Annotated in this window: 21 protein-coding genes and 1 pseudogene; 9 read left to right on the top strand and 13 right to left on the bottom strand. The window is 58.0% G+C overall.

Annotated features, from left to right (window positions below):
• Positions 1–71: 71 nt before the first annotated feature.
• The 3 genes from GYN08_RS14255 to GYN08_RS14265 form a co-directional block, all read right to left on the bottom strand.
• Positions 72–1154, bottom strand: coding sequence for a hypothetical protein (locus GYN08_RS14255; protein WP_166275301.1), 1083 nt, complete (start codon positions 1152–1154; stop codon positions 72–74).
• A gap of 136 nt (positions 1155–1290) precedes the next feature.
• Positions 1291–1866, bottom strand: a complete 576-nt coding sequence (locus GYN08_RS14260; protein ID WP_166275303.1) for a TetR/AcrR family transcriptional regulator — start codon at positions 1864–1866, stop codon at positions 1291–1293.
• 22 nt (positions 1867–1888) lie between these two features.
• Positions 1889–3073, bottom strand: coding sequence for an MFS transporter (locus GYN08_RS14265; protein WP_166275305.1), 1185 nt, complete (start codon positions 3071–3073; stop codon positions 1889–1891).
• A gap of 260 nt (positions 3074–3333) precedes the next feature.
• On the opposite strand from GYN08_RS14265, the gene GYN08_RS14270 reads away from it, so the two are divergent.
• A complete protein-coding gene (locus GYN08_RS14270; protein WP_166275307.1) occupies positions 3334–4110 on the top strand; it encodes a DUF4386 domain-containing protein in 777 nt (258 codons plus the stop codon).
• Here GYN08_RS14270 and GYN08_RS14275 read toward each other — a convergent pair.
• The 4 genes and pseudogenes from GYN08_RS14275 to GYN08_RS14285 form a co-directional block, all read right to left on the bottom strand.
• Positions 4085–4663 carry a Crp/Fnr family transcriptional regulator gene (locus GYN08_RS14275; protein ID WP_166275309.1) on the bottom strand — a complete coding sequence of 193 codons (579 nt, stop codon included), beginning with the start codon at positions 4661–4663 and terminating at the stop codon, positions 4085–4087. The genes GYN08_RS14270 and GYN08_RS14275 overlap by 26 nt on opposite strands.
• Before the next feature lie 120 nt (positions 4664–4783).
• On the bottom strand, positions 4784–5476 hold the full coding sequence (locus tag GYN08_RS23745) for a hypothetical protein (RefSeq protein WP_235946254.1): 693 nt from the start codon (positions 5474–5476) through the stop codon (positions 4784–4786).
• Between the two features lie 40 nt (positions 5477–5516).
• Positions 5517–5957 (bottom strand): annotated as a pseudogene (locus GYN08_RS24125) (hypothetical protein); the annotation flags it as partial.
• Positions 5932–6492, bottom strand: coding sequence for an RNA polymerase sigma factor (locus tag GYN08_RS14285; RefSeq protein ID WP_166275313.1), 561 nt, complete (start codon positions 6490–6492; stop codon positions 5932–5934). The gene GYN08_RS14285 and the pseudogene GYN08_RS24125, both read right to left, overlap by 26 nt.
• 294 nt (positions 6493–6786) lie before the next feature.
• Here GYN08_RS14285 and GYN08_RS14290 point away from each other — a divergent pair, with 294 nt between their 5' ends.
• The 4 genes from GYN08_RS14290 to GYN08_RS23760 all read left to right on the top strand — a co-directional run bounded on the left by GYN08_RS14290 (position 6787) and on the right by GYN08_RS23760 (position 9253).
• On the top strand, positions 6787–7503 hold the full coding sequence (locus GYN08_RS14290) for an S-layer homology domain-containing protein (protein WP_166275315.1): 717 nt from the start codon (positions 6787–6789) through the stop codon (positions 7501–7503).
• A 372-nt stretch (positions 7504–7875) separates the two neighbouring features.
• Positions 7876–8331, top strand: coding sequence for an MmyB family transcriptional regulator (locus GYN08_RS23750; RefSeq protein WP_166275317.1), 456 nt, complete (start codon positions 7876–7878; stop codon positions 8329–8331).
• 279 nt (positions 8332–8610) lie between these two features.
• Positions 8611–8952: an SDR family NAD(P)-dependent oxidoreductase gene (locus GYN08_RS23755; protein ID WP_235946256.1), complete on the top strand. Its 342-nt coding sequence runs from the start codon at positions 8611–8613 to the stop codon at positions 8950–8952.
• A 124-nt stretch (positions 8953–9076) separates the two neighbouring features.
• Positions 9077–9253, top strand: a complete 177-nt coding sequence (locus GYN08_RS23760) for a hypothetical protein (RefSeq protein WP_235946258.1) — start codon at positions 9077–9079, stop codon at positions 9251–9253.
• 417 nt (positions 9254–9670) lie between these two features.
• Here GYN08_RS23760 and GYN08_RS14305 read toward each other — a convergent pair whose 3' ends face one another.
• Positions 9671–10966: a hypothetical protein gene (locus GYN08_RS14305; protein WP_166275319.1), complete on the bottom strand. Its 1296-nt coding sequence runs from the start codon at positions 10964–10966 to the stop codon at positions 9671–9673.
• A gap of 108 nt (positions 10967–11074) precedes the next feature.
• Entirely contained in the window at positions 11075–12574 is a 1500-nt protein-coding gene (locus GYN08_RS14310; RefSeq protein ID WP_166275321.1) for a malate:quinone oxidoreductase, read from the bottom strand.
• 272 nt (positions 12575–12846) lie between these two features.
• Between GYN08_RS14310 and GYN08_RS14315 the strand changes: the two genes are divergently transcribed.
• Positions 12847–13056: a hypothetical protein gene (locus tag GYN08_RS14315; RefSeq protein WP_166275323.1), complete on the top strand. Its 210-nt coding sequence runs from the start codon at positions 12847–12849 to the stop codon at positions 13054–13056.
• Between the two features lie 144 nt (positions 13057–13200).
• On the opposite strand, the gene GYN08_RS14320 is transcribed toward GYN08_RS14315, so the two are convergent.
• Entirely contained in the window at positions 13201–14244 is a 1044-nt protein-coding gene (locus GYN08_RS14320) for a glycoside hydrolase family 43 protein (protein WP_166275325.1), read from the bottom strand.
• A gap of 134 nt (positions 14245–14378) precedes the next feature.
• Here GYN08_RS14320 and GYN08_RS14325 point away from each other — a divergent pair, with 134 nt between their 5' ends.
• The 3 genes from GYN08_RS14325 (at position 14379) to GYN08_RS14335 (ending at position 17301) form a co-directional block, all read left to right on the top strand.
• Positions 14379–15281 carry a hypothetical protein gene (locus GYN08_RS14325; protein WP_166275327.1) on the top strand — a complete coding sequence of 301 codons (903 nt, stop codon included), beginning with the start codon at positions 14379–14381 and terminating at the stop codon, positions 15279–15281.
• A 71-nt stretch (positions 15282–15352) separates the two neighbouring features.
• Positions 15353–16240 (top strand): LysR family transcriptional regulator, encoded by an 888-nt coding sequence (locus tag GYN08_RS14330; RefSeq protein WP_166275329.1) that lies wholly within the window; start codon positions 15353–15355, stop codon positions 16238–16240.
• A gap of 119 nt (positions 16241–16359) precedes the next feature.
• Positions 16360–17301, top strand: coding sequence for an NAD(P)H-binding protein (locus tag GYN08_RS14335; protein ID WP_166275330.1), 942 nt, complete (start codon positions 16360–16362; stop codon positions 17299–17301).
• Positions 17302–17453: 152 nt separating this feature from the next.
• Here the strand turns inward: GYN08_RS14335 and GYN08_RS14340 are convergent, their stop codons facing one another.
• From GYN08_RS14340 to GYN08_RS14350, 3 genes are all read right to left on the bottom strand, one after another.
• A complete protein-coding gene (locus tag GYN08_RS14340; RefSeq protein WP_166275332.1) occupies positions 17454–18473 on the bottom strand; it encodes a Gfo/Idh/MocA family protein in 1020 nt (339 codons plus the stop codon).
• Between the two features lie 64 nt (positions 18474–18537).
• A complete protein-coding gene (locus GYN08_RS14345; RefSeq protein ID WP_166275334.1) occupies positions 18538–19068 on the bottom strand; it encodes a transcription repressor NadR in 531 nt (176 codons plus the stop codon).
• Between the two features lie 42 nt (positions 19069–19110).
• Positions 19111–20253, bottom strand: coding sequence for an IscS subfamily cysteine desulfurase (locus GYN08_RS14350; protein ID WP_166275336.1), 1143 nt, complete (start codon positions 20251–20253; stop codon positions 19111–19113).
• Positions 20254–20305 lie beyond the last annotated feature (52 nt).

Raw genomic sequence — 20305 nt, forward strand, 5'->3', positions numbered from 1 at the left:
TCTAAGGTAAAAATCCGATGACTCCATCATACTCTTTCCGGAGCGAGTTTTGTATATTTATACGCAAAATTTTAAGCATGTTGTTTCTCGGAGGAGGACGTTCTTCGGGAGACCCTTAACATCCAAAGCAGGATCTCTGCGGCAAGAAGAAATGAAACGATCCACGCCCCGCCGTATAGCGTCCACTCTCTGAGGACATGAAGCATCGAATCCGCATTTTTCGGGAAGAGGCGTTCCGCCTGCTGCGTGAAAAAGTAAAACATGCCGAGCGTAAACAGTCTCGACCACTGGGCGGGGGCGTAAACCCCGATTCCCCGGCTCCATCCGTACTTCCTTATTCGGAATACGGCGCGAACGACCTCCGTCCCTTCGACCGCCAGCAGCATCAGCAGCGCGAAGACCCAGATGCCGAGCAGCGCGCCGTCCGGGAACACGGACGACTTCAACGCCGCCGCGCCGGTGATGGCGACCGCGCCGTACAGAATGCAGTTCGTCTCCGGCCAGTCGTCGGCCAGATTCCAATCGCGGCGGCGGTAGCGGACGACAAGCAGCGCCAGCCCCGCCGCGTAGAACAGAATGCCGAGCAGAATCAGCACGCGGTAGATCATGTACTCCTTTGCGCCGAACAGCTCGTGCAGCAGCAGCGACACGGACTGCAGCGCGACGGTCGTCAGCAGGATGACGCCGTGCAGTTTGCCGTGCAGCCCGCGGGCGGCGATCTCGCCGGCGGCCAGCGACGCTCCGAACAGGTAGAAGATCAGCAGACCGGCGTTCAGGATGCCGAGCGGCACCAGGACGGGATGAAGCTGCGGGAAGTTGACGTGGGCCGCCGTCAGGGCGGACGACGTGCCGGCGATCCAGGTGCCGATGGCGAAGCGTCCGACGGGATCGTCCCAGTGGCGCGCCTTGAAGCTTTCGTCCCGGACCGAGCCCAGATAAGCGGCCAGCAGGCACAGCCAGAGCAGCAGCGTAAAGGCGGCGAAAGCGGCGGCCCAAGCCGAACCTTTTCCGGCAAAATGAACGATAACGCCCTGCGTGAAAATCGCGAACGCCATGACGGCGGCTCCGCCCGCGGTCGGCACGGCCGGCATGCGGACGGTCAGGGCGAGCACGGCGACGAGCAGCAGCACGGCAGCCGATGCGGCAGTAATCATCGAAAGACCTCCTAATCGCTTTCTTTCCTATGTATGTAAAAGGACCGGAAAGAAGGAGTTGAAACAGCGGACCCGTGCAAAGAAGAAGAGGCATCCTTCCGCCGAAGGACGCCTCTTCTTGCGCGTTCGTCTTTTTCTAACTGCGTTCCGCGTGCCGAATGCCGGTTAAAAACAAATTCCACACGATGGAAAGCGTCTGCTCGTAAGCATGCTTCGTCTCGTATACAAGCTGCACGTCGAGCCCGTCGAGCATCGTGACGTAGGCGACCGTACAGGCCTCCGGCGGCAGACTGCCGACGGCGGCAGCCGAGAACAGCGCCGTCGCTTCTTCTTTCAGCGCCGCCAGATAGCGCCGATACTGCGTCAGCACGTAATCATGAACTTCGATCGGCGTCGTAAAGGAGAAGACGAACATCAGGTTCACGTTGGGACTCGTCAGGAAGCGGTTTTTATGCTCGACAAGAAACCCGTGCAGCCGGTCTTCCCAGGCGGCGTCCGCGCTTTCCGCGAAATAGCGGCGAACGAACGCGATTTCCTCCTCGACGATTTCTCCGTACAGCTCCGTCAGCAGCTCTTTTTTGCTTGAAAAATGGTACGCCATCGACTGCTTGCGGATGCCCGCCTCTTCGGCGATCTGCGACATTTTCGCGCCTTCGTAGCCGTAGCGGTTAAAATGCAAAATCGCGACTTCCTTGATCTTTTCCCTGCTCAATGACAGCCCTCCGCAGAGCTCGTTAAGCTCTCTTTTTTCCGGTTCTCGCCGCATATCCCGCATACAGCAGCAGATACGCGACCATAACCGCGATAGCCATATCATACACCACTTCGTAGGAAAACGCCGAGGCGACCATGCCCAGAATCATGGCTCCGCCGCCGATCCCGAGATCGAAAAAGTTGAAAAACGACGCCATCGCGTTTTCGTGCTCATGTTCCTCGACCAGATTGACGCACCAGGTCTGAATAGCCGGAAATACCGCGCCGAATCCGAAGCCGTACAGCGCCGCAGACAGCAGAAACATCGTTTCGCTGCCCGACAGCGTCAGCATCCAAATGCCGGCGATCATCAGGAAGGCCGAAGGCACGAGCACCGAACCCGGACCGAAACGGTCGAACAGGCGGCCCGAGACGAGGCGCACGACGAAGCTCGCAGCGGCGACAATGAAGAAGAACCAGGCTACGACGCCGAAGCCTTTTTCCGCCGCATACAGCGCGATAAACGACATGATGGATCCGGCGGCGATGCCGACGAGCAGAATGAGCAGCGACGGGAACAGCACCTTGCGCTCGATCAGCTTGACGGAGGCTTCCGCCCGCGGCGCGTCGGCCGTTCCCGATTTCGCCTTCCGCGAAATGAACAGGGTCATGACGAGCGCCAGCAGCAGAACGAGCGCTCCTCCGAAGAACAGATTGTGAAAATCGTACCGCGTCAAGATCGCCGTGCCGATCAACGGGCCGACCGAGACCGCCACCGTCTCGCCTACGCCGAAATAGCCCATGCCTTCGCCGCGGCGCTCTTTCGGAATGTTCTCGGCGGCAAGCGTCGCGAAGTACGTCGTGGCCAGACCGAATCCGGCGCCGTGCAGCAGGCGAAACAGCAGCAGCATGCCGACGCCGGTCGACAGGTAGTAAGCTCCCGTCATCAGCGCGCAGATCGCCATCCCGATCATCAGCAGATATTTCTTGTCGATCTTCGAAGCCAGTTTGGCCGCGAACGGACGGATCAGAATCGCGGAAAACATGAAAATGCCCGTGACCAGGCCGACCTGCGACGCGCCCCCGCCCAGCCGGGACACGAACAGCGGCAGCGTCGGCAGCATCATTTCGAACACCATGAACAGCAGGGCGTTCGCCGTCATAATAAAAATAAAAGATCGGCTCCACAGCCGGGCAGCCGGCGCCGTCAAAATCTTTGTGCTCATCTTTACCTCCGGTTATCTTTCGGAATTTGATACGAACCGAATTTTAACTGACTGCGGTCAGATTGTAAAGATAAAATTTTTATGTATCTCTTATCAAGTGCCGTTTCATTCATAAAAAAATCCGATAAAGAGAATAATATATGACAACAGTCAGTTTCACTCTCGGTCTCCGCACTCCGTCTTGACTTAAGTCAAGGCGGAACGGAACCTCTCCCCTTACAGTAAAAGCAGTAAAAGTCATCCCCACAGGAGGAACATTCATGAACGCAAACAAGCCAAACAGCGAAACCCGCCGAAGCGCGGCGCTCGCTTCGGGAATTTCGCTGCTGCTGATGGCCGCGGCGGCCGCTTACGCTTACGGATTCGTGCACAGCCGCCTGATCCTGCCGGACGACCCGGCCGCCACGGCTGCCAATCTTAGAGCTTCTTCCGGTTTGTTTCGGACGGAAATCTTCGGCTGGCTGGTCATCCTGATCTGCGACGTCGTCGCCGCCTGGGCGCTGTATGTATACTTCGAGCCGGTTCAGCGGGGCCTATCGCTGCTGGCGGCCGGGCTGCGCTTCGCTTACACCGCCGTTCTGGGCACGGCTGCGGCTTTCCTGGTCCTGGCGCTGCTGTGGGCGGAACGAAGCGAGACCGTCATGAACGGACTGCTCGACGACTCGGCCGCGCTGCTGACCGGGACGTTCGATTTGGTGTGGTCGATCGGGCTGGTCGTGTTCGGCCTCCATCTGCTTGTTCTCGGCATCCTGGCGCTGCGCGCCGCTTTTATGCCGCGCTGGGTCGGCGTCCTGCTGCTGATCGCCGGCCCGGGCTACCTGATCGTTCATCTGGCCCGGCTTCTTCTGCCCGGCGGCATGGCAATCCCCGCCCTGCTCGAAACGGCGCTGAGCGTGCCGATGGCGGCCGGCGAACTGGGTCTGGCCTTGTGGCTGCTGATTCGGGGCGGCCGGGAAACGGCAGTCCGGCCGCTTCCGGCGCCGAATGCCGAAGATGTCGGAGACGCCGGCGTCAGGAGTCCGCGATCCTCTTCTTGATCCGGCTGAGCGATTCCGGCGTCATCCCCAGATAGCTGGCCAGTTGGTGCTGCGGCACCCGTTCACGCAGATCCGGACGCTGCCGCAGCATCATCCGGTAGCGTTCTTCGGGCGTAGAGGCGATAAAGGCGGCAAATTCGCGCTGCATCCGTCCCAGATGCTCCTCCATCATGCGCCGGGTCATCGACTCCAGCTGCGCGTGCCGGCCGAACATATCCGGCTCGGCCGAGAAGTCCCCGACGACCAGCACGCATTCCTCCAGGCATGTCAGCGACCATGCCGAACCTTCTTCCGGATTGCCCCGGTCGAATCCGGCGATCGCCTGCTCCTCCGTATAAAAGGCCGAAGTGCTCTCCCGTCCTTCTTCGTCGAGGCTGTACTGCCTGACGCATCCCCGCAGCACGAACCAGCATTTATCCGACGGTTCCCCCTGCTCCAACAGAACGGTTCCTTTGGCATAGACCTTGATCGTCAGCTCGCCCAAAATGGCCTGCCGCTCGCTTTCGCCGAGCGAAGTCAAGCGAACGAGATACTTGTCCAGCAGCTGCTTCATCGGCTCATCCTCCCGTAATTTCCTTTCATCTTAGAGCAAACCGCGAAAAATGACCACCTCCCGGAGGAGGCGGCCATCGAAACCGGGAACCGGCAGACTCCGCGTCTGGCGGTCCCGGTTTTATTTTTCTTTCGGAATAGGAACGTTCATCTGGATCCAATCAAGCTTGTCGCCGCCGGCTTTGTCGAAGAAGCCGATTCGCAGCTTCAGCGCTCCCGCCCGCTTATTGATAGGCATGAACGACTCGCGCACCCGCAGTCCCTTCCCTCCCGGCAGCCCTTCGCTCTGCCCGCCGAGCGAGGAGACGCCGCTGCCGAGACCGTCCGTTATCCGGTTCGCGGCCGGGTAGCCTTTCTGCTTGTCGAAAGCAAGCTTCGTATACGGAACGTTCGTCGTCCAGCGGTACGAAATCTGCGTCGCGATCGGCGTCAGCACGATCCGGTCCACCTTGATCCCTCTGGCCTTCAGCTCTCGCGGCATCTGGGGATTCTCGATGACGGTGTTCGACGTGTTCTGCTCCACCGGAACGTCGAACCGGATCGGTTCGCTCACGCCCGGCGTCTCGACCTTCAGCGCCAACGCGAAGCGGGCGGGCGGCTCCGTATCCGGAAGGCGGTCGATGGCGGCCAGTACCGCCCCGTACCGCCCCGTCGTCGCCCGGCGATTCGTAGGGCGAATAAGAGAAGCCGACCGGCTGGCCGGCATAGAGGACGGACAGGTCGCCCACCCCGTTCGCCGCGCCTGCGCCGCCGGACCGTCCGTTCGCGTCCGAGGCGTTCCGGTATACTTCGAACACGATGCGCGTTCCGTCATAAATGACGTTCCGGACGCCGATCGTAATATCGCCTTCCGTTTTCTCCGCCGCGTAAGGCTGGATCAGATTCCGCGTGACGGTGGACTCCAATCCTTTGTCGCGGTACAACGTATCCAGCAGCGGAAACCGCTGCAGCACCTGGGCAAACGTCGGAGACAGGAAGCCGAGCCCCGCCGTGCTCAGAACGAGCAGCAGGAGAACGACCGCCGCCGAAGCTTTTCGCGACCGACGGAACTTTCCGCGGCGTCTGCGTCCGGCAAAGCGAGTTTCGGCGGAATCCGGTGTCGTCACGCTTCCCGCCTCGCCCGACCGGATGATCCGATACGTCTCCTCCAGCCGTTCTTCGACGACCGTCGGAATGTCCGCCGCATCGGTACGCCGCAGCCTCGTCATAGGGTCGTGCTTCCCCGGCCGCTCCGCCGGAGACGCTTCTTCCTGCCGTTCCCCGCTTCGTTCATGCCCGATATTTTGCCGCTTCATAACCGTCCTCCCCCTCCTGCGCCGGCTCCAGCCACTTGCGCAGCTGGACCCGGCTTCGTTTGAGCCTCATTTTGAACGTCCCCTCGCTGACGCCCAGAACCCGCGCCGCTTCGGCGATCTTCATGTCTTCCATATACACGAGCATGACGGCGAGACGCAGCGGCTCCTTCAGCCGATCGACGGCTTCCCTCAGCTCGACCGCCCGGTAATCGGGTTCTTCGACGGCCGGTTCCGGCAGCACGCCGGGCAGCGACAGCCGCGACTTTTTGCGCCGCATATCGTTGCACTCGTTAATCAGAATGCGGTATATCCACGTTTTGAAAAAGGCCGGTTCCTTCAGCGTTCCGATCGCCCGGTACGCTTTCAGAACGCTCTCCTGCAGCGCGTCGGCGCAGTCGGCGTCGCTGCCCAGAATGCTCCTGGCGATCCGGTACATGGGTCCTTTCCATTCCTCGATCAGCAGCAAAAACGCTTCGGCGTCGCCTTCCTGCGCCAGAACGGCGCAGCGCTCGATGTCCGCCCGCTCTATCGCCATGCGTTCCGATGAACGTCCGCCCGCTCCGGGTGTTTATCCGTATTGGCCATCGTGTTCTTCCTCTCCTTGAAGGACCCGGGTCCTCTTGATGCGATGCTCCCCGTTCGGGTGTCGACATGGATTGGATGTGCGCGAACGGCAAAAAGTAACATTTTTTGTACGCGGCTTCGATTCCCGGACCTTCCGCCTCGACTTTTCGCAACCTGCAACCTTTTCCGAAAAAGCTTCGTCTGGGTAGTCAGATAAGGTACACTTCGACTTACGACCATCCACCCCCCTAGGAGGTTTTATTTTATGAAAAAGAAATTCGCCGCTTCCCTGATGTCTCTCTCCATCCTGACCGCTTCGATCGGCGTCTCCGCCTTCGCGGCCGCTCCGACTCCGTTCAACGATCTGAACAACGTGGACGGCCGGGAAAAGATCCGATCGCTGCAGGAACAGGGGATTATTAAAGGCGTCAGCGCGAACGCGTTCGCCCCGAAAGCTTCGGTTACCCAGGCGCAGGCGCTGCAGTTCATCTCGAACGGCCTCGGCCTCGCGGCGCTGGAACATCCCGATGTCGACAAGAGCAAGACGGCGCATGACCTGTTCCCGGCCGTCAAGAATGACGCCTGGTACGCGGCCGCGTTCCTCGATGCCGCGGCCAGCGGCGTAAGCATTCCGAAAACGGTCGATCCGTCGGCCAAAATCACCCGCGAAGCTTACGTCGATTATCTGATGGACGCGCTCAAGACGGCCGGCGGCCTGCCGATGATCAACATTCTTATTCCGGAAATCGCCGATCAGGAGCAGTTCGATATCGAAACGCTGGGCTCCACGCAGCTCGCGATCGCGCTCGAAATCGTGCAGCTGGACGCGGACAAGAAATTCCGTCCGCAGGACGAGATCAGCCGCGCGGAAGCGGCCGTTATGCTCTATAACGCGATCGATTACATGAAGCAGATGAAGCAGCCGATGACGATCATGCCGATCGACGACGGCGGCATGGATATCCTGCCGATCGAAGAATAAGGCCGGTCGGCAGACTCTCTCCAAATGATCGTCAAGCCAAAAAGGCCGATGCAGCCCCCCACCCCCGCATCGGCCTTTTTGTGCTGCGGCCTGTGATCGTCTAAACTGAAGGCAATACAGAAAAACGCGCGCGGCGCCGGACAATCGGCAGGCGCTGTGCGGAAAGGCGAAATCCCCTGGAAACGTACCGTTCCTCATCCGGGCTCGGTTCGGCGGCTTCCCGCGTTCGCGCGGACAGCGCCTGCGGACGGAAGACACGGTCATTCGACCGCTGCCCGGCCGTCGGCGCACGCCGGGGCTCCGCCGTGAAGAAGTCGCTTATCTCGCAAATATAAGCGTAACCTATTATTCTGGCTGGAACAGGACAAAGAAGTGAATCATTCGCCCGATATCCTCCTCAATATCATCCGGGCGCTGCAACTCGACGAATCGGAGCATAAGTATTTGTTCGATCTCACCGAACCAAAGCCGGCTGCCTCTTCGGCGCCGCCGGAAAATAAGCGCACCGACAGCCGGGTTCTGCAGCGTTGGGTCGACCAGATGCGTTACCGGTCCTTCATTACTTCCGAAGGCACGGATCTGCTCGCCTGGAACCAGTCCGCCAAACTTATCGTCGCGGATTTCAGCCGCCTACCGGAAGGCGAGCGCTATATGCTTAATACGACGTTTCTGGATTCCGATTATCGGGAGCGCCTCGTAAATTGGGAAGACTTCGCCCGCTACAGCGAGGCTTGGGTGCGCACGCATATGGAGCAGGTTCGTCAAAACCCCGTGCACATGGAGCGGTTTGAACATCTGAAACGGGAAAGCGAATGGTTCCGTCGCTAGTGGGAGCTGTACAAAGTCCAGCAAAAGCAGGTCAGTTGGGCGCTTTTCCGGATACCCGGGAACCGAATATTGGAATTCAACGTCCATTCCGCTGACGTGATCGACAGCCATCCGTGGCTGCATTGGTGCATATTCGTGCCCGTCGACGAATAGGCCGAGACGCTGCTGGACGAGATGTTGGAGCGCGGCATTTAGCATGTTAACGCTGTTACCCGTATAAACGCCGCGCGGCTGCCTTTCCGCTCCCGGGGTATGCTGGACAGGAATTCAAATACGGGAATGCAAACTTGGTTCATTACCTGCGCATCCGGCGGTCTGGAAGCCGCTATGGCCCGCATTCTGCTCGAAAGAGGCGACCGGGCCGGCGCGATCGAAGAAACCAGCGACGAGCAGCTCCGGCATCAATACGATACGAACGTGCTCGGTTCACTGAGAGCGGCTCGCGCCGCGATGCCTTATCTGCGCGCGCAGGACCGCAGACATCTGATCCAAATCTACAGCATGGCCGGCCACTATTCGATCCCCGGCATAGCTTTTACTGTTCGACCAAGTGGGCGATCGAAGGCGCGTTCGAGGCGCTGGCCAAAGAAGCCGCTCCTTTCAGCATCCGGGCCACGATAGTGCAGCCGGGCGGCATCCGCCGCCGTTCGTCACCGGCAGCGCCAAATACGGCGAGCCGACGGTCGTTTACCGCGAACAGGAATCCGGCCTGCTTACCCGCACGATGAGGGGCGAGATGCCAGGCATGGACGATCCAAAAATGTTCAACCGGCTTGTGATCGGCCATCCCGATAAGATGGCGCAGGCTATCGTCGACCGCTCCGACGCGTGCGATAGTCCGCTGCGCATGGCACTGGGAAGCGATGCTTATCTGGAGATCCGCCAAGCGCTGGTAGAGCGGCTCGCCGCGTTGGATGCGTAGGAAGAATTAGCGTGTTCGACCGACGCGGACGACGTGAAGCGGACGGTGTGAGGAACGCTTGGCCGATTCCGCGAAGCGGGATTTGAATGCGCATGCCGAAAAACCGCTCCTTTCTCGAAGCGGCTTTCTTTATTTTCTGTTCGCTGGGGTAAATGAAGAATCAATCCACCGGCGCGGTCTCCTTAATTCAATGCTTGAACGAATGCGTGCCGGGTATCCGTTTAATCCCAGCCCGCCGTCTGCAGAAACTTTCTTCCAGTATGGTAAGGAAAGGATTTTCCATTTACTCTGAAAGGGACGAAGACGATGGCATAGCTAAAAGCAGTAAATCATTACTTCGCGCGACAAAACAAAAACGGATAAATTAAAAGTGCCACTCTTTTTAAAATGGCACTTTTAAAGCTACTTACGTAACAACTAACTTAAATTCTCTGAAGGATCAGGAAGTTCTTCCACTAGCGTGTTAGTATCAGTAAATTTGAGGTAAAAAAGCAATGTCGAGTCTATCACACGTAGCGTTCTATTAGACAAATCATAGTCAAACAAAGGCGGTACAATTTTCTTTTTATTTTGAAGACTACCTAATCCATGTAAAAGATTTGTCATGTCTCCATTTCGCACATCATCCGGTCGGTAATGGGCTAATTTTATCTTACTATGAATAGTACCCCTCTGAAGGCCTTGCTTTAAATCATCAATATCGGATTGTATTATTATTTTCACTATATAATAAGGCAGGAAAAGCCCTCTTTCATACAAACGACTAGCATCTGCTATACTCTCTAGAGCTCTGTGATGTCTTGAACTATAGTCTCTAACTTTGGTTGACACTGCTTTATCCAGTTTATCTAAATCTTCTAGAGTTACAATATCACGTACCGAATTTTTAATGTTAGATTCTAAACAGAACTGTTTACAAAGTTCTTGAACAATTCCAATATTTCCGAAGGATATTTCTTTTATCTTGTCTTTGATCTCATCGGAAAAGGCGATATTAAGAATTTTAGAACCTTTATGAATTACTTTTTCAAAATCCTCATCTTCCCATGGCTCGACTGGAATTTCAATAATTCTATCGACTAAATCACCATTAAACTGATTTAACCGATTTCTTTCTCTCCATATTCCTAAAATAATAAATCTGATGCCGATTTCTTGAAAGGAACGTAAGTCAAAGGCTAATTTCTGTTGAACTTCATCATTTAGATAATGAAAATTCTCTAATATAACAAATTTGTTCTTGTTAGTTTCTTTGATAACTTCTCCAATATCTTGAGCTAATTCTAAGTTTATATCAATAGTTTTATAACCTATTGTAGTTTCTGAGCCACCTACACTTTTGCCACCAAGGTCAGCTTCAACACCGCCGATAAAAGGCAACTTTGCCTTCACTTTAATGCTGGCATTTATTTCGCCATTACTCGCTCTTTTTTCAGAAAAAGAGTCTTCCAGTAAAACATCTAACTGTCTTAGGATAGAGGAATATATTCCTGCTGTATCGTGTTGTGGCCCGCATTGTATTAAAACTTCATTTTCTTCTGTCAAGTGCTTTCGGCGGAGTGCTGATTTCCCTTGCTTTGAAGAACCATAAACTATAATGTGCTTGTCTGATTCTAATGCTTCCTTGAATTTTCCATCAACTTGTTCTCTTTCAATGTAACTCAATACCATATCCTTACTTACTCCAAAAACTTGTATCAATTCAGCCATCATGTCACTTCCATCTTTTTTAATATAATTCCTTGAAAAGATATATTTAACATAAACTAAAAACAAGTAGATACATATTAGGTTCATCACATTATGGTCATTTAGTAGAAATCAGCCCCGCACCGCCGCCACTTTCTCCAGCCCCAGCGCGTCCGCCGTCGAATCGAAGATCTGTTCGAACAGTTCCGGATGGTCCGTCAGCTTCAGGCCGTACGAAGGAATCATTTCCTTGATCTTCGGCTCCCACTGCGGCATCTGCTGCGGGAAGCAGCGCTGCATCACTTCAAGCATGACGTGCACCGCCGTCGAAGCGCCCGGCGAAGCGCCGAGCAGCGCGGCGACCGAGCCGTCGGCGGCGCTGACGACTTCCGTGCCGAACTGCAGCGTGCCTTTGCCCTGCGGCGTGTCCTTGATGACCTGAACGCGCTGGCCGGCGGTCACGACTTCCCAGTCCGCGTCTTTCACGTCCGGAATGAACTCGCGCAGCTCGCCGATCCGCTGGGCGTTCGAGAGCATGAGCTGCTGGACCAGGTACTTGGTCAGTCCCATTTCTTTCGCCCCGGCGGCCAGCATCGTGAACAGGTTATTCGGCTTGACCGAACCGATCAGGTCCATATTGGAGCCCGTCTTCAGGAACTTCGGCGTGAAGCCCGCGAACGGACCGAACAGCAGCGCCTTTTTGCCGTCGATGTAGCGCGTGTCCAGATGGGGAACGGACATCGGCGGCGCGCCCAGCTTCGCTTTGCCGTACACTTTCGCATGGTGCTTCTCGGCGATCGCCGGGTCTTTGCAGACCATGAACAATCCGCTGACCGGGAATCCGCCGATCCGCTTGGATTCCGGGATGCCCGTCTTCTGGAGCAGGGGAAGGCTGCCGCCGCCCGCGCCGATAAAGACGAAGCGCGCATGATGATACTCGATTTTGTTGTTCTGCAGATTCTGCACTTTGACCTGCCAGCCGCCGTCGCCCGCCCGCTTGATGTCGCGGATCGCGTGGCGGTACTGCACTTCGACCCCTTTCGTTTTCAGGTGATCGAACAGCAGCCGCGTCAGCGCGCCGAAATTGACGTCCGTGCCGGAATCGATCTTGGTCGCCGCCACTTTTTCGTTCGGGTCGCGTCCTTCCATCATCAGCGGAATCCATTCCTTCAGCTTGCTTTGATCCTCGGAATATTCCATGCCCTGGAACAGCGGATTCTGTGACAGCGCTTTAAATCGCTTGCTTAGAAATTCGACGTCCTTCTCGCCCGTGACCCAGCTCATATGCGGAATCGGACGGATGAACTCGCGCGGGTCGGCGATCAATCCCCGGCTGACCAGGTTCGCCCAGAACTGCCGGGACAGCTGGAACTGCTCGTTGATATTGACGGCTTTCGAGATATCGACCGAACCGTCCGCTTTTTCCGTCGTGTAATTGAGTTCGCACAGCGCCGCATGGCCCGTGCCCGCGTTGTTCCATTCGTTGGAGCTTTCCTCGCCCGCGCTGGGAAGCTTTTCGAACGCCTTGATTTCCCAATCCGGCGCCAGCTCTTTCAGCAGGGTTCCCAGCGTCGCGCTCATGACTCCGGCTCCGATTAAGATCACGTCTGTTTTTTTCTGTACGCTGCTCATATAAAACCTTCCTTATCTCGTATATTTGCAAAAAAGAGCAGGTCTGCCTGCCCGGGTGCTACAAGAAGTAAGGCTCCACTCCGGAAAATTTGTGTCTATATCTTGTCTATATTTACTATAAACCAAAAATCATTCAAATCCTATTGTCATTGTACACCATTTGCCCGGCAGCCGACATCCGGTTCGCCTGCGCGCCGCTTCCCCGGTTTGAAACCGATCGGGCTTCTGCCGCGTAGCAGGTGGGACAGTTTCCATACAAAGGAGAGCGACTCATGAAATATAAACGTTCCGTTCTGCGCTTCGTCCTGGCGGCGATCCTGCTCGTCACCGGCATTCTGATGCTGGACAATCTGCTCGCCGGCCTCTTCGTCCTGTTCGTCGCGCTGTATGCGCTGGTCAGCGGCATCCTGTGGCTGAGAGTGGACATGCGCCAAAACGGCGGCGACGGCGGCACTCCTCGCGACAGGCGCGGCGGCAGGTAGAAAAGTCGGGAGCAAGCGGCGGTTCGGCGCGGCAAAAAGGCCGGAACGCGGCAAAAGACCGGAGGCAGCCGGCGGGAATCCGCCGCGCCGCTTCCGGTCTTTTCGTCCGGTCCGGTTCGGAAGCCGGCGTTCGAACGGGGGCCGCTACTTCTTCTTCGCCAGCTTGAACCGGTCGCCGGCGTCCTTCATGTCGTACAGATACGCCCGCGACTCCGGCATGGCGAACGGGCGGTGCAGCACCAGTTTCCATTCCCGGTCGAACGCGCGGAACAGCATGCCGTGACCGCTGTCTTCCTTCACGAGCGGATCGAGCTGCTCCCACGGCCCTTCGATCCTTCCGCTCTCCGAACGCGCGATCGTCTGCACGTAGCTGCCGTCTTCGTAGCTCGACCAGAGCATGACCAGGCTGTCGTCCGAAGTCCGGCAGAGCTGGCAGCCGTCCGTCACGAACACGCCTTCCGTTTCGCTCGGCTCGGAGCCGCCTTCGGTCCGTTTGGTTCCGCCGGAAGCTTTCGCCGCTTTCCTGCCGGCGGACGGCTTCAGCCACGGCGCGTCCGAGCCCCGCATCAGCACGATCGGCTCCCCGAGCGTCGACGACAGGTCGTCCGTCAGCCGGACCGCCTCGATCGTGCCGTCCAGCGTCTGCACCCATTCGTGGCAGTACACCATCCAGGGCGCCCCGCCTTCGTCGAGGTACAGCGTGCCGTCGAGCGTCATGAGTTCGGGCGGCAGCACCGGACCTTCGGGATTCAGCAGCTCGAACGGACCTTCCGGCGAATCGGAGACGGCCGCCGCCGTTCCCCGCCAGTGTCTGGCGTATCCGTCGACCGGTCCGCCTTCGAGCGGGCGATCTTCGTTGTGCAGCGTCACGAACAGCACATACTGCCCCATGTACTCGTGCACTTCCGGCGCCCAGGCGCCGTGCCGCGGATTCGCCCATACGCCGTCCGGAATCGCGAACGCGACGTACGGGCCTTCCCATTCTTCCAGGTCCGTGCTTTTGTAGAACAGCACGCCGTGGCGATCGACGCCGTTCAGCCGCGGGGATGCCCCGCTGTACAAATAATACGTCTCGCTTCTCCGGTCGGCGAGGATAAACGGATCGTGGACGGGCATATCGGCGAGACGGTGGCCTTTCTGCGGATTTTTCGCATCCGATGCGGCGTTGTAAGCGGACGGGACGGACATGGAATCAGCTCCTTGTTTATAAAAAATAGGGTTCGATTGCGCTGCGATTACGGTTAAAGGCGCGGCATGGCGCCCGGCCGCCTTTTTCCGGTATGATGGAAATATACCCGTTTTCCGACAAAGGAGGCCTTTTCGTGCATACGGATTTGTTCGACCGTTTAAGCGAACCTTATACCGCTATCGACCGCGAACATTACTTGTGCGTCGGCCGCGCCGCCGACTGTCAAGTCTTCGTCGATGACGGCGCGGCGGAGGCCCGCTGGAGCCGGCAGCCGGATCTCGATCCGCGGACGCTCGCCCTGCGGCTGATGCCTACATACAAGCAAATGCAGGCGGCCAAGTTCCGTCTGCCCAAGGCGCTGGGCGGCTGCTCGCGGCTCGACTTCCTGCAGCTTCCGCTTGCCCTGCTGACGCGGCTGCAGCCCGGCGATCTGCCGCAGAGCCTGCGCAAGCTTATGGTGATCAACACCGAGGGCCCGCTGCCGGACGGTCGGATCGACTGGGATATGCTCGGCGACACCTCGATCGACAGTCTCATCCTTTATGACGACGCCGATTCGCCGGACTGCAAAGCGGCGCTCGAAGGCATCGAAGCGCTGCTGCCCCGCCTGCGCTACCTGAGCTTCGACCGGCGCCGGCACGGCGATCTGGCCTCTTACGCTCCCGATCTGGAAGTGCTGCTCGTTTCGGGCGGGGGAAACGGCGAATGGCTGGAAGACGCGCCGGCCGGACTCCGGGCGCTGGCCCTGCTCGGGATGGGGCTCGACTTCGATACCGCCCTACTGCGACCGTTCGCGAACCTGGAGGCGCTGCTTCTGAACGGCATCCGAAGCATCGTCGACGCCGACGTCCTGGCCGATCTGGGCGCGCTGCGCGAACTTCAAATCCTCAATTCGAGGAAGTGGAACCGTCCGGACAGGATAGCCGAGCTTCCGCTGAACAGTCTCATGGTCTTGGACTGCGGCCGGCCGTTCCGCGGATTCCGGCATCTGTTCGACGACGCGCGCTACGAGAAGTTCGATATCGACTTTTCCTGATCCCGATCTGCTCGCCAGGCCCATTCATGCCCGGTTCGGACGCGTCCGAAGCCGAGAAAGGAGTCCCCGACATGGACATGCGCAAAATCCGTTATTTGATCGACCTTGTCGAATGCCGCAGCTTTACGGAAACGGCGCGCAAAAATTTCGTTTCGCAGACGACGGTCAGCCAGCAGATCGCCGCGCTCGAAGACGAATTCGGCGCGCGTCTGATCGACCGCAAACAAACGCCGATCGAGCCGACGGAGGCGGGCATGCTTTTTTACCGGGAAGCCGTCCTCCTCTGGAAGCAGTACGCCCGCATGAAGACGAACATGGACAACTACCGCAGCCGACAGGCCCGCTCGCTCAGCATCCGGTACGCCGCGGTGACCGACGTGCAGAACCTGCTGCCGCGCATCCCTTCTTTTCGAAGCAAACATCCCGACATCCGGCTGGAACTCAACAAGGGGCGGCTTAAGGATGCGGCGGATCATCTGCAAAAAGGGATCTGCGACGTTGCGCTGGCATTCGATTCGGAGTTCGCCGGCCGACCGGACATCCGGACCGTTCCCCTGTACGAGGGACGCTACTGCGCGGCGGTCGGCACCGGCCATCCGCTGCATGCCTTGAATTCCATCCCGAAGGAGGAACTGTACCGCCATCCGCTCGTCATGCTGAATCAGGACGCCATCGGCGGCTCGTACGACCTCATGATCGAGCATGCCGCGCAGGACGGCTACCGTCCCGACATCGCGCGCAGCGTCGACGACGTGGAGACGGAACTCTTTTATATCGTGACGGAGCTTCTGATCGGCTTTTTCCCCGAACGCTATGAGCTGCCCGCGCTGCATGAAGACATTCGGCTGATTCCGATCGAAGACTCGCACCACGCGTTCCGCATCGAAGCCGGCTATCTGGCGGGCAACGCCAATCCCGCGCTTGCGGCTTTCCTCGACCATCTTCGCGAACCGATTTGATTTCCCAATGGGTCATTCGGTTTTTGCGTTAGACTTTGTAATTATTTTCACATAATATGAGGGTGTAAAGATGAACCGATTCATTCGACACCAAAACAGATCGAGGAGTGACGATTCTCATGGATAAACTGCTGCTGACCGGAGTCGACGGAAACCTGGGCGGACAAGCCGCCGAATTTCTCGTCAATCTCGTGGATAAAGACCGACTGATCTTTTGCGCCTATAACCCGGCCTCCCTGCAAAAATACGCGGAAATGGGCATCGAAACGCACGTCACGAATTTCAATCATAGCGAAGGACTGGCCGAGGCGTTCGCGAACGCGGACAAGCTGGCTCTGATCTCCATGCCGTTCGTCGGCGAAAAGCGCCGGCGGGCGCACAAAAACGTCGTGGATGCGGCCAAACAAGCGGGCGTGAAGCAGATTGTGTACACGTCGCTCGTGAACGCCGACGACGAGAGCAATCCGAGCGTCGAGAAACTGGATCACGTCTACACCGAGGACTACGTCAAAAAGGTCGGACTGGATTATATGTTCCTGCGCAACTCCCAATACGCCGAAGCGATGATCACCAACTACTTTACGTACGTCAAAGGCGACGGCGTGCTGAAAAACAACCAGGGCGACGGCAAAATGGCCTACATTTCCCGTAAAGACTGCGCCAAAGCGGTCGCATACGCGCTGGCATCGACCGAGTATCACGAAGCGATTCTGAACATGAACGGGCCGGAGCTGATGACGATCACGGACTTTATCCATATCGGCAACGAAGTGACAGGCCACTCCGTCTCGTATCTGGAAACGACGGACGAAGAAAACTACGCCGTGTTCGACGCCATGGGCGTGCCGAGAACGACGGACGGCGTATTCCAAGAAGGATCGGAAGCTCCGTTCTCGTCCGAAGGCATGGTTACGTTCGGCCAGGCGATCCGCGAGGGCAAGATGGACTTGTTCACGGACGACTTCCGGAAGCTGACCGGGCAGGACGCGCTGACGGTCCGCCACATGTTCGAGCACGCGGACGACTTCCAGGTCGGGGAGCGGCATTCGGAGGATCACTGAGCCTTCTCCGGCACGATCGATTCGCACGATAAAAAAAGCGGTTTTCAGCGAGGGCTGTAAACCGCTTGGTTTCCGGGAACCCGCTCTCCGTCAGGAGGGCGGGTTTTTTCGGTTTGGAATACGTCCATTCGTCCGGCGAGGCTGCGGGATGCTCAGACTTCTGCCGAGATCAACCGCTCCTTCAAGTCCGTCCAACCTTCCGCCGGATTCCGCAGCGCTTCCAGCACCACCTGCGCGTTGTATCCGTCGCGGAAGTCGTACGCGGTGCCGGGCTTGCCTTCCAGTCGGTTCAGCACCTGCCCGAAGATCGGCAGTTCGCCGTCTTCCTCCGGTACTTCGATCGGCCGCGGCTCTTCGCCGGCCGGGCCGGCGAACAAGCTGCCCCAGTTCTCCAACGCGACGGTGCCTCCGGAACCCTGCACGACGAGCGAGACGCGTTCGCCGCCTTCGCGGCGGTCGCTGCCCGTGACGCGAATCTCCGATCCGCTTTCCAGACGCAGACTTCCCCGCACCGTCTTCTCGCACAGGTTCTCGTCTTCCGGGAATTCGATCTCGCTTCGCACCGCTACGATCGGGCCGAACGTCTGCTGGATCATCTGAATCCAATGGACGCCCACTTCGAGCAGATAACCGCCTTCGCGGCGCGTCGAGATCCAATCGTTCTGCTGCCAGGCCCTCGGCCACTGCGGGAACTCCAGATACAGATCGATGCTGCGGATATCTCCGGCGTCTCCGCGTTCGACCCGCCGCCGGAATTCCAGAACCGGCGCTTCCAGCGGGAAGGAAAAGTGAACGACGTTCAGCAGACCTTCCGCCCGCTGCGCCAGCTTCACCATCTCTTGTGCTTCCTCGAGGCTGTTCGCGAGCGGCTTCTCGCAAAAGACATGGATGCCGCGTGCGAATGCCAGACGCGCGGCATCGAAGTGCATGGAAGGAGGAACCGCGATATAGACCAGATCCGCGTCGGTTTCCGCCAGCAGCTCGCGATAATCCGTATACAGCGACGGCGCGGCTGCTCCGCCGGCCGCTTCGCTCTCGCTCCGCAGCACGTCTTCCCGGCTGTCGCACAGCGCGACCAATTCGACCCGGTCCGCATACTGCGGCACCAGGCTGCGGATCATGTGCCGTCCCATATTGCCGAGGCCGATGACGGCCAATTTGATTTTCCCCATAATTCCTCCCGTGCCTCCGGTATGAACGTCTATTTGACCTGCTTGTGCTTGTATGGCCCGGCTTTCAGTCCTCGACCAAAAAGCCGGCTTGTTGGAGCGCGGCGCAGGCTTTTTCGATTCGGTCGGCATCGGGCGCGGAGATCGTATGCAGATGGATGCCGCCCGTCAATTCCGACAAATAAGAAGCCCCGGTCGACGTGATTTTTTCGATGAATTCGAACGCTTCGCTGCGCGTGCCGACCCGGATCAGCGCCGTCAGCTGCCCGTATACCGGATGTTCGATGATCACGTCGTCGACGCTGACCCCGTGATCCACCAGCAGCAGCAGCTCTTCTTCCGTGCGGGAACGATCATGCTTGCAGGCAATGACCTTCTCGATCTTCGGCTCTTCGCTGCCCGTCAAATACAGATATCCCTGACTCGTGGCCAGGATAGGATGATTGCGGGCTTTGAGCAGCGTCATGTCCTGAACGATGACCTGTCTGGATACGGAAGCCCTTCTGGCCAGCTCGCTTCCGGTCAGCGGAGACGACTGCTTGAGCCATTCCAGCAGCTTGCCGCGACGCTGTTCTCCCGTCAATTTGATTTCTTCCATAGGGATCGGCAGGAACCTCCCTTCTTCGTGTAGGTGTATGCCTTACTTGGTTTGCTCCAATTCATGCAGCGTCCGAACCAGAAGATCCAGATGCCGCGTTGTCGTGTCGGGACCGAAGGAAATCCGGAAAAAAGAATGGCCTTCGCCCTCCGACAGCCCCAGCGCGATCAGCGTTTCGGGAACGGCATGCTGTCCCGACGAACAGGCGCTTCCGGTAGAGATGCAGATGCCTTTTCGGTTGCATTCCAGCATAACATATTGGCCTTCGTAGCCCAAGCCGGCGCAGCCTGCAATATGGGGCAGAACGTTCGCTTCGCCGCCCGGCAGACGGTCGGTCACCACATAAGCGGAGAGGCCGAATTCGCGGAACCGCTCCTTCAGATGCCGCCTGAGCAGCCGATAACGATCCGCTCGTTCTTCGAGCTGGCCGCACGTATAGACGGCGGCGGAGGCGAAGGCGGCGATCCCCGGCACATTGACCGTTCCCGGACGGAAACCGCGTTCGTGCAAAGATCCGGGATGGACGGGAACGTAAGGAACGCCGGGACGGATATACACCGCGCCGACTCCTTTGGGGCCTTGAACTTTGTGGGCCGAGATCGAGATCGCGTCCGCGCCGAGCTCTTCGGCGGAGAAGCGGATTTTCCCGAACGACTGCACGGCATCCGTATGCAGCAGGATGCCGCGCTCATGCAAAAAGGCGCCGATGCCGGGCAGATCCTGCACCAGCCCCGTTTCCGAATTGGCATGCTGAAGCGAGACCAGGCCGGTGTCGGGGCGCAGCAGCGGCTCGATCTGCTGCGGCGTTAGGCGTCCCGAAGCGTCCGGCCGAATATAATCCACTTCGTATCCGAGCGCCGACAGCCCGGCAAAGGCAAGTTTGACCGAATGATGCTCCAGCACGGAAGTCAGAATATGCCTGCGTTCCGGAGGCAGCCCCTTCGCCAACGCTTGAATCGCGAGCAGATTGGACTCCGTGCCGCCGCTCGTGAAAAAGAGCCCTTCGGCACGGCCCCCGATCGATTCCGCCACGAATTCCCGGCTTCGTTCCAAGATATGCGAGGCATGTCCGCCCCCGTCGTGCAGACTGTTCGAGTTCGCATAGACGTCGCGGCTCATCGTCATTAACGTTTGCAGCGCTTCTTCGCATAGGGGCGAAGAAGCCGCATAATCGAGATAAATCATGGATAACCTCTCTTCCGGCATAAATCCAGCGGTTTATGCAAATGGACTTGAG

The sequence above is a fragment of the Saccharibacillus alkalitolerans genome (genome assembly GCF_011090185.1).
In the GTDB taxonomy this organism is placed as follows: Bacteria; Bacillota; Bacilli; order Paenibacillales; family Paenibacillaceae; genus Saccharibacillus; species Saccharibacillus alkalitolerans.